The organism is Mucilaginibacter panaciglaebae, from assembly GCF_039539265.1.
GTDB lineage: Bacteria > Bacteroidota > Bacteroidia > Sphingobacteriales > Sphingobacteriaceae > Mucilaginibacter > Mucilaginibacter panaciglaebae.
The window spans coordinates 98,923-111,686 of the sequence record NZ_BAABCV010000003.1 but is presented as its reverse complement, the minus strand read 5'-3'; the positions used below and the strand labels follow the sequence as shown (position 1 = coordinate 111,686).

Sequence of the window (12,764 nt, the reverse complement as noted above, 5' to 3'; positions counted from 1 at the left end):
CTGACTTAAAAGTCACAAAAGTTAATCCAAAGTGATTGATCAATCGGCGCTTTGAATTTTAATTTCCTGATTTATAAGCCAGGCGATTTCTGGGCTATAAAGCCGAATTTTAACAATTGCTAAAAGTTATTGTTACATTGGTTATATATAGTTGTACAATGCAAGCCACTTCAAACCTGTTAATGATACGCCCGGTAAGCTTTGGTTTTAACGAACAGACCGCTGACAGCAATGCCTTTCAAACTCAAAGCCCCGATAAGCAAGCTGTACAAGTTCGGGCTTTGGAGGAATTTGACGGACTGGTAAAAACACTCCGCGATAACGGCGTATCAGTAACTGTTATCGATGATACGCCCGAACCTCATACCCCCGACTCCATCTTTCCTAATAACTGGATATCATTCCATGACAATGGCGACGTTTTTACGTATCCGATGCAGGCGCAGAATCGCCGTTTGGAGCGTCGCGAGGATATCATCCGAAAACTGAAGGAGAGCTTTACCATAAAACATGTGATTGACTTGACTCATTTTGAACTCAGAGACCAATTTTTGGAAGGAACAGGTAGTATGGTGTTAGACCGGGACAATAAAATTGTTTATGCCTGCCTGTCGCCACGCACAAATCAGGGGGTGCTGGATACTTTTTGTAAGCAAACTGGTTATAATGCTGTAAGTTTTCAGGCAGTCGATCAAAACGGTTTAGCCATTTATCACACCAATGTTATGATGTGTATAGGGAGCGATTTTGCGGTGATCTGTTTGGATGGCATACCCGATAAAACTGAAAAGGACAGTGTTATTCTCTCGTTAAAGAATAGCGGCAAGCAAGTTATAAATATCAGTTTTGATCAAGTAAGCAGCTTTGCCGGTAATATGCTTGAGATAAAAAACAAGAACGGTGAAACTTTGATCGTGATGTCGAAAAATGCATTTGATGCGTTGAATTACGAGCAGAAAGCAATACTCTCATCCTTTGGTAAACTTATTTATGCCGATATAAATACCATCGAAACCAACGGCGGCGGCAGTGCGCGGTGTATGATTGCCGAAGTGTACCTGCCGCCAAACACGGATATTTAAACGGATAATCAAACAAATTACACTCGCACTATAAATTTCCACTAACAATTGAGTGTTATTTCCGTTAAAAAATTACATTTTTGCCAAAATTTTAATAAATGCAGAGTTACCAGGAATTTCTTGACTTGAGCGTTGGCTTTCCGCAGGATGGCTTCGAGATCATTGATGACGAATTATACTTCCATGATCTTAATTTAATGGAGATGATTGAAACGTACGGCACTCCGCTGCGTTTTACCTATCTGCCTATTATTACCAAGAAAATACAGCAGGCCAAATTGTTATTCCAGCAGGCAATTATCAAGAACAATTATCGCGGCAGCTATAAATATTGTTATTGCACCAAAAGCTCGCATTTTAAGCATATTGTCGAAGAGGCTTTGAGGAATGATATTCACCTGGAAACTTCATCGGCTTTTGATATGCCGATGATTGATGCACTGGAGAAAAAAGGGGTAATAGCTAAAGACATGACCGTTATATGCAACGGCTTTAAGACGTTTCAATATAAACAGTATATCATTGATATGCTGCATGACGGTTTCAAGAACATTGTCCCGGTATTGGACAATAAGGAGGAGTTTAACCTGTACGATGATGAGGTTGAATTGACTACACCTTGTAACCTGGGTATCCGTATAGCAGCTGAGGAACAACCCGACTCCCAGTTTTATACTTCACGCTTGGGTATTCGTATGGAGGATATTATTGATTTTTATTACAATAAGATCGAGAACAATCCTAATTTTCAGGTTAAGCTGCTGCATTTCTTTATCAACTCGGGTATTTCTGATACACCCTACTACTGGAACGAGCTGGAAAAATACGTAACACTGTACTGCAAGTTCAAAAAGATAAACCCACATCTGGATACGCTGGATATTGGTGGCGGTATGCCTTTCAAGGACTCGCTGGTGTTTGATTTTGATTACGAATATATGATCAATGAGATTGTGAAGCGTATCAAAGAGATCTGTGCTGAGAACGATACCGTCGAACCTGATATCATCACCGAATTCGGTAAATATACCGTGGCTGAGGCTTCAGGTATTCTATACAAAGTATTGGGCCGTAAGCAGCAAAACGACCGCGAGCGCTGGCTGATGCTCGACGGCTCATTCATTACCAACCTGCCTGATGTTTGGGCACTGAACCAAAAATATATATTGCTGCCTGTCAACAACTGGGACTCAGAATACGAACGCGTAAACCTGGGTGGCATCACTTGCGATGGCCAGGACTACTACAACCAGGAAGCGCACATGAACAGTGTGTTCATGCCGAAAACCCGTAAGGTGCAGTACCTGGGTTTCTTTAACACGGGTGCTTACCAGGAGGTACTGAGCGGCTATGGCGGTATCCACCACTGCCTGTTACCATCGCCTAAGCATGTTATCATCAGGCGCAACCGCGATGAGACCTTTAACTTCGAGGTGTTTGGCGAGGAGCAAAACAGCAAACAAGTACTCAAGATATTAGGTTATAATACCTAATAGTTTAAGGCCGGTTAATCTGGCCTTTTTTTATGGTGCAGGCGTTTCATAAAATAGTGAAACACTTTGAAACACTTGAAACACTTTTATAGGTTAAGTAGCTGTAAATAAGATACTTGTGAAAAACCAGTGAAACACTTTGAAACAGTAGTAATAGTTTAGGTAAACGTATATAACTATTTGAAAATAAACATTTTATGTTCTTTTTGGCGTATGTTTCAATTTTAGGAGTGAAACACACCTATGAAACACCTGCATTAAGCATGTAAAATACTTTCTCTAGTTTTCCAGCAAGATATAAAACGCATCGGGCGGGAGTTTGAGCGTTACGCTGTTACTCTTTTTCTGAAGATCAAGAGTTTTAACCGCGTGGCCCGCGGCGTCAAGTTGTATAGCTTTATTGATCAATTTATTTTTTAAGCTGATGGTACCATCAGCAGGCATGCCCAGCCAGGGCATTTTGCCGGTGTTGATAATTTTAAAGCCGTCCGTTTGCTTATGGTTATTGTCAAATGTAGCGGGTTGCTCGTCCCAGCCGGTAGGCCTGAAAATGGTACCCACCTGTAATAAAACTTTTTTTGATTGGCCAAGATCTTTTCCGTCCATGCTTACCAGTTCGATAGTGGCGTATTTATTATTTGAGGTAATGGTTACTTCATTTAAATTGAAGCTTTTTTTGCTATTTAAAAAGCCCGATACGGCCTTTGCTTTAGGCGTGTTGAGCACAAATATCCCTGTCTTGTAATCCAGCTCTTCCTCGCCGGTTATTGAGGTTACTTTAGATTCTTTGGGCTTGATCAATTTCTTCAGATCGGCTGATAACTGAATCGTATCTTTTTTGCTATCGTACTTTGTGGATACGCCGCCCGTTAAAAAAGTAAGCGGCGACAACTCGCCTTTGTCCTTATTATCACTGATCACGAAATCGCGGTTCGGGTCGAACGATTGCTCTTCAAAAATAGGCGGCACATCGCGGTTTAACATACTTTTCATTGTGCGCTGCTCCTGAAGCACCTTTGCCTCCTTCACATACCCCAGTCTTTGTATCAGGGCGTTTGCCGGGAACATTCCTATCTCGCCTGGGGTTGAGGTACTCCAGCGGTTCATAGGATGCTGCCCTTTTATATTTAGAAAGGTAAAATAAGGTTCCTGCATGTAGTTGGCTGCCGTTGGTGTAAACCAGAAAAAGGCATCCAGCCCGGTAAGTCCGCCATAGGCGGCCACCAGTAGCGCGCCTTCGGTCTGGTATCTGTTAGGCAAGTTCCAGCCGCTTTCGGTCACCATCATGGGGCGGCCTGCAACGTGTTTGAGATTTGTTGGCAGATCGGCAGGGTTTTTCAATGCCGACGGGGCCCCATAAAAGTCTCCCGGGTCTACCCTCCAGCCGCTGTTTGGCCCCTTGTGCTGCGGATCAAAATATTTATTTACGGCAATAACCTCCGCTCCGCTATTGGTCCAGCGTTCCAGATCAAGCAGCCGGCTTTGCGACGCCGTGCGCCAGTTACTTCCGTTAATCAATTGCTTGCAGCCCAATACATCGCGATAGTAATGTACCATATCATCATAAAAAGCGCGTTGATGATCGGCATAAAACTCAACCTCATCATGCAGGCGGCTGTTGGCATGTTGACGCGGCGGTATGGTCATATCATAACTGGGCAGCAGTTCGGTGGTGTCTTTAATACCCGGCTGCGCACCATATTTGTTTCTTAACCATTCAGAAAACTGCACCCCTACCATTTTCGCCAGCGCCGGCTTTATTGCGCTCATTGTCCAAAACAATGGCGAATCCTCGTTTATTACCTGTATGACAGCTACCGCAGGTTCATCTTTCAAGGCCACTTTGGTGTAAGGATTGGGTGTAGTATAAAGATATTTTACCCATGCTTTGTAGCTTTCTTTCATTCGCTTATTAAAATAAAGCACTTCCCACATATCGTCCTTGCCGCTGTAGCCATCTATGCCCCACTCTGCCGGTATCCAACCGCCCATATGGCCATTAGCCGGCCAGTACGGCGAAATAACGGTGTAAATACCTTGCTTCTTCATAGCAGCCACACAGCGCCATATACTGCGGGCTTCGGTAGTATCTACCTCCATCAAACGGGTATTTTTTCCATGCGGATTTATAGCGCCATGATAGCGAATGATGTTTACGCCCATCTTTGCCAGGAAACGGGCAAGGCTATCCAGCTTTTTATCATCAAACCCGGCAGCAAGGCTGCCACCGTTGCAGGCCCAGAAGCGTACTTCCTGCTGCTTACTGTTTACAAACGAATTCCCATCGGCACTTAATTGTATAAACCCGTGTTCGCCGGCAAAATGCTCGTTAAGGCTACGCAGGTTTAGCAGATCTTTTTGAGGCGATTGGTTCTGCAGATACGAAAATGTCCACCAGCTTTTGTCGGGCACTTGTGCTTTTGTAGACAGCAACGCGAATAATAGAATAAATAAACAGGCGACTTTTTTCATGATGATTAGCAGGCTTGAAATTACGATTAAAAATGATGTGTAGATGAAGTAATGATTAATATTGAATGCCGTTGTATTTTAAAGCTCAATTGATCCTGAGGTACTCGGATGGTTACGAAGCGTTCATTTGGCCTTAGCCCTTATTTCGAGAGCCGCAATATGCAATGTTATTACCAACAAAAAATGTCATGTCGAGCGATAGCGGGATAGCTATACATAAACATTCACGCCATACTTAGCATGTATAGATCTCTCCCGTTGGTCGAGATGACACCGATTATTTCGACGAGGAACGAGGAGAACTACTCTCTTGAGCATACCGACAAAAAATGTCATGTCGAGCGATAGCGGGATAGCTATACATAACATTCACGCCATACTTAGCATATGTATAGATCTCTCCCGTTTGGTCGAGATGACACCGATTATTTCGACGAGGAACGAAGAGAACTACTCTCTTGAGCATACCAACAAAAAATGTCATGTCGAGCGATAGCGAGATAGCTATACATAACATTCACGCCATACTTAGCATATGTATAGATCTCTCCCATTGGTCGAGATGACACCGATTATTTCGACGAGGAACGAGGAGAACTACTCTCTTGAGCATACCAACAAAAAATGTCATGTCGAGCGATAGCGGGATAGCTATACATAAACATTCACGCCATACTTAGCATGTATAGATCTCTCCCGTTGGTCGAGATGACACCGATTATTTCGACGAGGAACGAGGAGAACTACTCTCTTGAGCATACCGACAAAAAATGTCATGTCGAGCGATAGCGGGATAGCTATACATAACATTCACGCCATACTTAGCATATGTATAGATCTCTCCCGTTTGGTCGAGATGACACCGATTATTTCGACGAGGAACGAAGAGAACTACTCTCTTGAGCATACCAACAAAAAATGTCATGTCGAGCGATAGCGAGATAGCTATACATAACATTCACGCCATACTTAGCATATGTATAGATCTCTCCCGTTGGTCGAGATGACACCGATTATAATATTGTCATGCTAACCTTCATAGCTACGCTAAGATTCTGATATTCAGCAAGACCTGATTTTATTTGAGTTAGCATACTGACAAACTACTGTCACCACCTCTCCGGCAAAACCTCCGTACCTTGCATCATTACCGAAATTTTTATGAATTACAACGACTCGCACACCTACTTTGAGCGGCCGGCCGAGATTGAGCTGATTCGCCAGATGGCCAGAGGGCCGCTTAAGCCTAAACAAGAAAAGCAACTGAATGACTGGCTTAGCGGCCCGCCCGACAGTAAGGACGCCTTCATTATTAAGCCCGCTGCGCAATTTCTGCACACTACACGCCAACAAGCCGACAGCGCCATGCTCTTTGGCGATTTCTGGTATGAGGGTGAGCTGTGTATCTTGTTTGCCGATACCAATGTGGGTAAGTCTATTTTGGCGGTACAGATCGGTGACGCACTGAGTCGCGGCACGCCACTTCCCCGCTTTGCTATGAAGCAGCAGGCATCAACGGTTTTGTATTTTGATTTTGAGCTGAACGATGCACAATTTACCAAACGCTACACCAGCGACCTGCACGGGCAGCACCAGTTTGGCCCCAACTTTTACCGCGTAGTATTTAATCCGGATGCCGATGGATCCCGCCGTTTTAACAGTTATCATGAGTATATCAACAATGCGCTCGAAAATGCGATCGTCAGCAGCGGGGCGCGGGTGATTATTATTGACAACATTACCTGCCTGCGCAGCAGTACACAGTCGGCCGCCACGGCCGTAAACCTGATGCAAAATTTGCAGACCATCAAAAATAAATATGGCCTGTCTGTATTGGTGCTTGCGCATACGCCCAAACGCAACCCTGCCAAACCCGTTACCCGTAACGACCTGCAGGGCAGCAAGATGCTCATAAACTTTGCCGACAGCGCTTTTGCCATCGGCGAAAGCCAGACCAAAAGCAGCTGGCGCTACCTCAAGCAGATCAAACAGCGCAGCGGCAGCCAGGTTTATGGCGCCGATAATGTATACTTGTGCGAGATCATAAAACCCTACAATAACCTGCATTTTGATTTTTACGGCCCGGGCAACGAAACCGACCACCTGAGCCCCTATACCGAGCAGCAACGCAAGCACCAGGAAGTCCGCATTTTACAATTGCACCAGCAAGGCCGCAGTATCAGGCAAATAGCTGCTGATACCGGCATCTCTCTTTCCTCAGTGTTTAGATTGGTGAAGAAGTTGGGGAGCGTGGGTGGATATTCTTAGGATTAATCTACCGACATCTGAGGCTGACCCGATAGCTATTGGGGCGGCCTGACCGAGGAATTATAGCACTGCACCGGGGAACTGAATTTGTAAAATTCTTATTGTTTATAAGAAAAAACGCTCATCAATAAAACCATCTGGCGTTAAACGGGTTATATTCTTCATTATTTGAGCAGAAAGTTTTTAATTGATAAAATTGCAACTTAGTTAAATTATCATTGTAACTTAGTTGAATTATCGTTCTAATTAATGTTTTAATGTCTAAAAAGAATTCTAAGGGCCAGAGTCACCAACTAGCCACTCTTGAAAAAACCCCTACAGGTATTTCAGGCTTTGACGAGATAACCATGGGTGGCTTACCAAAGGGGCGGCCTTCTCTTATTTGCGGCGGACCGGGTTGTGGTAAGACCCTGTTCTCTATTGAATTTATTGTTCGCGGTGTACAGGAATTTGGCGAACCCGGCGTATTTATCGCCTTCGAAGAAAAGGCTGATGAACTTGCGATGAACGTTGCGTCGCTTGGATTTGATCTGGAACAGCTCCAGGAAAGCAAGCTGCTTAAGATTGATTATATACATATTGATAAAAGTGAGATTGAAGAAACCGGTGAATATGATTTAGAAGGACTATTTATCCGCCTTGGACACGCTATTGACACTGTGGGTGCCAAACGCGTAGTACTGGATACTATTGAAAATTTGTTTGCGGGCTTATCTAATCAGGCTATCTTACGCGCAGAACTGCGTCGACTTTTTCAGTTTCTTAAAGATAAGGGGGTTACCGCGATCATTACCGGTGAGCGTGGCGACAGCAGCCTGACCAGGCAGGGACTGGAAGAATACGTATCTGATTGTGTGATCCTGCTGGATCACCGTATCATCGATCAGATTTCTACGCGCCGCTTGCGCGTCGTTAAATATCGCGGCTCACTGCACGGCACCAATGAATACCCTTTCTTAATAGATGAAGAAGGAATTACGGTGTTACCGGTAACTTCATTGCTGCTTGATAAAGAAGTTTCTTCTGATGTCGTTTGTTCGGGTATTGATGCTTTAGACAAGATGTTGGGTAAGGGAGGCTTTTACCGGGGCAGCAGTATACTTATGTCGGGTACTGCGGGCACAGGAAAAACTTCGGTTGCGGCTACTTTTGCCGATGCAGCTTGTAAACGTAAAGAACGTTGCCTCTACTTTGCTTTTGAAGAATCGCCGAAGCAAATCATTCGTAATATGGGCTCTCTGGGCCTGGATATTCAGCGCCATATAGATAAAGGGTACCTGCAGTTCCATGCTTCCAGGCCCACATTGTTCGGCCTGGAAATGCACCTGGTGGCCATCTATAAAGCGATCAGAAAATTTAAGCCACACGTTGTGGTACTTGACCCAATCACCAATTTAATAACGGTAGGCACAGTTAGCGAAGTAAAGTCAATGCTGGTACGTTTGATTGATTTTCTGCAGCAAGAACAAATTACGGCTATGTTTACGGCCTTGTCATTAAACAATATTGTTAATGAACAAACCGACGAGGGCGTCTCTTCGCTGGTAGATGCCTGGATGATGATACGTGATATTGAAATGAATGGTGAACGTAACCGTGGCCTCTACATCATGAAATCTCGCGGGATGAAGCATTCTAACCAGGTTCGGGAATTTGTCATAACCGATAACGGACTTGATTTAATTGAAGTTTACGTTGGCCCGGAAGGCGTATTGACAGGATCAGCCCGCAAAGCGCAAATATTGCTTGAAGAAACCGGCGAAGTGCTGCACACACACGCCCTGAGCCGTAAAGACCGCGAAATAGTGCGGAAGCGGAAAGTATTGGAAGCCAAAATAGAAGGCCTCCGTAATGAATTTGAGTCGACAGAAGAAGAATTAAATAAAGTATATATCGAAGAGGAGATAAAACGGGGCGTGCAGCAACAAAACCGTCAGGAATTATCTGATATCCGCACAGGAAAAAATGTTACTAATGTCTCGTCACAAGCCTTACAAAAAAAGAAAAAATAGTGGCTAAAAAAATTTATGAGCTTAGGTTGTATGTAGCTGGTCATACTGCAAAGTCTGTAACAGCACTACAGAACCTAAAAAAATATTGCGAAGAATATTTACATGGGCAATATTCAATTGAAGTTGTTGATCTCCTGAAAAATCCTCAGTTGGCGGAAGGCGACCAGATACTGGCTATCCCGACGCTGGTTAAAAAAGTTCCGGAGCCGGTACGTAAAATTATCGGCGATTTGTCTAATGAAGAAAAAGTGCTTGTAGGGCTTGATATACGCCCGCGTCCAAAGTCAAATTAAAGAACACAAATGAGTAATGATCAGTTCGACCCTTATTTAGGGCCTGCAGATGACGGCCACTATGAACTGAGGCTTTTTGTGGCCGGGTCTTCGCCGGCTTCTGTCCGGGCCATAAATAATCTGAAAGATATTTTGGAGCAACAGTTGCGTGACCGTTATGAGCTGGATATCATTGATATACATCAGCAACCCGAGCTTGCTCAACTGGAAAATATTACAGCGGTGCCGGTGTTGTTAAAAAAAAAGCCTATTCCCAGGCGACTGCTTGTAGGCGATATGTCGGACACTCAAAAAGTATTACGCGGGCTTGGCCTCGCAAATGAACCGGAAGCGTGAATGAAGAACTTACATATCAACAATTAGAGCGTGACCTTGCCGCGTTGAAGGCAGAACTTCTGGAGACAAGGATTCAACTGGAGGAGGCGAACGACACCATCGAGGCTATACGTAATGGCGAAGTCGACGCGCTGATTATGAAGGCGGATGATGGCCATCAGTTGTATACTTTACGAAGCTCTGACCAGGCTTACCGCATATTCATTGAGCAAATGACTACGGGTGCCCTTACCTTGAACCGTGATGGGGTAATACTTTTTAGTAATTCCAAGTTTGCTGAAATGGTAGCTTTGCCTCTGGAAAAAGTAGTAGGCAAGCTATTTTTTAATTTCCTGGCTGATGATGAACAAGAACATTGTAAAACCTTGATAGAGAATGCCTGGAGCGTAAGCTGCAAGCAAGAGTTGCACCTTGTTGCCAGTAACACACAAATGCCTGTATTGCTGTCATTGCAAACATTAGCTTTGGAAGATGGCATAGCCATGAGCGTAATTGTTACCGACCTAAGCATACAAAAAACACAACGACGGCTTTTAGAAGAAAAAAACAAGGCGCTTGAACAGGCCCGTCAACTTGCAGACGAATTAAATGATAATCTTGAAAAAACGGTACGGAAACGCACGGCAGAATTATATGCCAATCAGGAGCGTTTAAGCCGGATACTGGAAACCATGGCCGAGGGCGTAGGTATTATAGATAGCCATGGAAACCTGACCTATGCCAACCCAATGGCGCAAAAAATATTGGGCCTTACGCAAAATCAAAACGAAGAACAAACTTATAACGACCCCAAATGGGCAAACTTTCGTATAGACGGCACGCCCCTGCCGGCTGACGAACATCCGATGGCGCTTGCGATGTCTACAGGTGAGCCGGTGTACGATCAAGAGATTGCCGTGCAACCTCCCGGTAATGCTGAACGCTTTTACATTTCCATCAATGCCGCACCCATCAGGGACGAGAACGGCGCAATCGCAGGTAGTATAGGTACATTTATGGATGTAACACATCGCCGCAAGGCATTGCAACAAAAAGATGAATTTATTAGCGTTGCCAGCCACGAACTCAAGACCCCTATTACCAGTTTAAAGGCGTCGCTGCAGTTGTTGTACCGGATGAAAGATAAACCAGACCCGGTAACATTCGCCAAGTTTATAGAACAAGCCAATAAAAGCTTGAATAAAGTCAGCGTATTGGTTGACGATTTATTAAACGGCACAAAAGTAACCGAGGGGCAATTACAATTAAATAAACAAGTTTTTAGTTTACAATCGCTTATTGATGATTGTTGCCCGCATGTACGTGCAGAAGGTACCAATAAGCTTATCAGCTATGGTGAAACTCAATTGCAGGTAAATGCAGATCCACAGAAAATAGATCAGGTATTGGTAAATTTGGTTAATAATGCGGTAAAATATGCAGGTACTTCACAACCTATTCTTATTCATACCAAAAGGGTGAACGATTTTGCAAAAATATCCGTGACAGACGACGGCCCCGGAATTTCTAAGGAGCAACTGCCCCACCTGTTTGAACGCTATTACAGGGGGATCGGCACCAGCCAGCTGCTTTCAGGGCTTGGCCTTGGGCTTTATATATGTGCCGAAATTATTAAAAAACACGGTGGCCGAATAGGCGTAGAAAGCACCATCGGAAAAGGAAGTACCTTTTGGTTTACAATTCCGCTGGCCAAATAATCTGTGGTGGCCGCCAATGCGCACACATGTCGCGCAAGTCGGACCCGGTGATGTGGTTTGAACCTAAAGCGGCTTTGTAATTGAAGTTATAGTCTTCGTTGTATTTATCTGCGTGGGATACGTACGGGATATGCCGCAATATATTGTTTGTATTTCATGACAAATACTAAGATCGTAGTTTCTAGCATAGCCTCCACCCCTGACCTACCACCAAAGGCGGTGGTTTTGTCATTAGAATAAAACAACATTGTGTCTTAACTGTAACTGTTTTATGGAAATTACAAGAACAGGTACAAAGCCTTCTATAAAAGGTCCGGCAGATTGGTTTACGGGAGCAGTAAGAATAGACCCATTGTTTGACGCTAATGAGGCGCGTCGTGGTGCGGCAGCCACGGTAACTTTTGAGCCGGGTGCACGCACAGCCTGGCATACGCATCCGCTGGGTCAGACGATTATTATTACTGCAGGCCTGGGCTGGGTACAGCGCGAGGGCAGCCCGGTTGAACAAGTCACACCGGGTGATGTGGTTTGGTTTGAACCTAACGAAAAGCACTGGCACGGCGCCTCGGCTACCAACGGCATGAGCCACATAGCCATACAGGAAAACTTAGAGGGCAACGTAGTAGAATGGCTGGAACATGTGACAGATGAGACGTATAAACAATAAAGCCGCTATGAAAGCGGCTTTGTAATTGAAGTTATAGTCTTCGTTGTATTTATTTGCGTGGGATACGTACGGGATATGCCGCAATATATTGTTTGCCTTCGCGTATCAGGTCGTTCACAGACAGTTCGGTCTCTGTTTTGCTGACAGATTGCTGTATGCCGTTTTTAACCTGCTGATAAGCCTGTAATAACAAAGTTGGCTTAAAACGCATGGAAACCACCAGATGATGGCTCCTTTTCAGGTCGGTGATCTCGTCATCGGTTGCCATGTGAAGGCTCCATGACTCGCCCGATTTAAAGCCATGCTCGGTGGCCTCGTTCTTTAAATCAAATAAAAACATATTGACTTTATCATTCAGGAGATGTTGCGCATCTGCCGCGAGGGCTTGTTCGTTACTATTTATCATATTATTTGCTGATTCGGGGTTAATAATTAAAAAAGCTT

The 12,764-nt window shown here is 44.4% G+C and carries 10 protein-coding genes; 8 read left to right on the top strand and 2 right to left on the bottom strand.

What is annotated here, in order from left to right:
- Positions 1-158 precede the first annotated feature (158 nt).
- Positions 159-1,082 (top strand): citrulline utilization hydrolase CtlX, encoded by a 924-nt coding sequence (ctlX, locus tag ABD772_RS04705; RefSeq protein WP_345101288.1) that lies wholly within the window; start codon positions 159-161, stop codon positions 1,080-1,082.
- Between the two features lie 98 nt (positions 1,083-1,180).
- Positions 1,181-2,575: an arginine decarboxylase gene (locus ABD772_RS04700; RefSeq protein WP_345101287.1), complete on the top strand. Its 1,395-nt coding sequence runs from the start codon at positions 1,181-1,183 to the stop codon at positions 2,573-2,575.
- A 279-nt stretch (positions 2,576-2,854) separates the two neighbouring features.
- Here the strand turns inward: ABD772_RS04700 and ABD772_RS04695 are convergent, their stop codons facing one another.
- Positions 2,855-5,047 carry a hypothetical protein gene (locus ABD772_RS04695; RefSeq protein WP_345101286.1) on the bottom strand — a complete coding sequence of 731 codons (2,193 nt, stop codon included), beginning with the start codon at positions 5,045-5,047 and terminating at the stop codon, positions 2,855-2,857.
- 1,161 nt (positions 5,048-6,208) lie between these two features.
- On the opposite strand from ABD772_RS04695, the gene ABD772_RS04690 reads away from it, so the two are divergent.
- The 6 genes from ABD772_RS04690 (at position 6,209) to ABD772_RS04665 (ending at position 12,320) form a co-directional block, all read left to right on the top strand.
- A complete protein-coding gene (locus ABD772_RS04690; RefSeq protein WP_345101285.1) occupies positions 6,209-7,315 on the top strand; it encodes an AAA family ATPase in 1,107 nt (368 codons plus the stop codon).
- Positions 7,316-7,572: 257 nt separating this feature from the next.
- Positions 7,573-9,327: a circadian clock protein KaiC gene (gene kaiC / locus ABD772_RS04685; protein ID WP_345101284.1), complete on the top strand. Its 1,755-nt coding sequence runs from the start codon at positions 7,573-7,575 to the stop codon at positions 9,325-9,327.
- A complete protein-coding gene (gene kaiB / locus ABD772_RS04680) occupies positions 9,327-9,620 on the top strand; it encodes a circadian clock protein KaiB (protein WP_345101283.1) in 294 nt (97 codons plus the stop codon). Before kaiC ends, kaiB begins: the two co-directional genes overlap by 1 nt.
- Positions 9,621-9,629: 9 nt before the next feature.
- Positions 9,630-9,956 (top strand): circadian clock KaiB family protein, encoded by a 327-nt coding sequence (locus ABD772_RS04675; protein ID WP_345101282.1) that lies wholly within the window; start codon positions 9,630-9,632, stop codon positions 9,954-9,956.
- Positions 9,953-11,653: an ATP-binding protein gene (locus tag ABD772_RS04670; RefSeq protein WP_345101281.1), complete on the top strand. Its 1,701-nt coding sequence runs from the start codon at positions 9,953-9,955 to the stop codon at positions 11,651-11,653. Before ABD772_RS04675 ends, ABD772_RS04670 begins: the two co-directional genes overlap by 4 nt.
- Positions 11,654-11,924: 271 nt before the next feature.
- Positions 11,925-12,320 (top strand): (R)-mandelonitrile lyase, encoded by a 396-nt coding sequence (locus ABD772_RS04665; protein ID WP_345101280.1) that lies wholly within the window; start codon positions 11,925-11,927, stop codon positions 12,318-12,320.
- A 49-nt stretch (positions 12,321-12,369) separates the two neighbouring features.
- Here ABD772_RS04665 and ABD772_RS04660 read toward each other — a convergent pair whose 3' ends face one another.
- Positions 12,370-12,726: a hypothetical protein gene (locus tag ABD772_RS04660; RefSeq protein ID WP_345101279.1), complete on the bottom strand. Its 357-nt coding sequence runs from the start codon at positions 12,724-12,726 to the stop codon at positions 12,370-12,372.
- Positions 12,727-12,764 lie beyond the last annotated feature (38 nt).

Bases quoted from the DNA above. Each gene is read 5' to 3' on its own strand.
- ctlX (WP_345101288.1), top strand. From the start codon at position 159: ATGCAAGCCACTTCAAACCTGTTAATGATACGCCCGGTAAGCTTTGGT.
- ABD772_RS04700 (WP_345101287.1), top strand. From the start codon at position 1,181: ATGCAGAGTTACCAGGAATTTCTTGACTTGAGCGTTGGCTTTCCGCAG.
- ABD772_RS04695 (WP_345101286.1), bottom strand. From the start codon at position 5,047: ATGAAAAAAGTCGCCTGTTTATTTATTCTATTATTCGCGTTGCTGTCT.
- ABD772_RS04690 (WP_345101285.1), top strand. From the start codon at position 6,209: ATGAATTACAACGACTCGCACACCTACTTTGAGCGGCCGGCCGAGATT.
- kaiC (WP_345101284.1), top strand. From the start codon at position 7,573: ATGTCTAAAAAGAATTCTAAGGGCCAGAGTCACCAACTAGCCACTCTT.
- ABD772_RS04675 (WP_345101282.1), top strand. From the start codon at position 9,630: ATGAGTAATGATCAGTTCGACCCTTATTTAGGGCCTGCAGATGACGGC.
- ABD772_RS04665 (WP_345101280.1), top strand. From the start codon at position 11,925: ATGGAAATTACAAGAACAGGTACAAAGCCTTCTATAAAAGGTCCGGCA.
- ABD772_RS04660 (WP_345101279.1), bottom strand. From the start codon at position 12,726: ATGATAAATAGTAACGAACAAGCCCTCGCGGCAGATGCGCAACATCTC.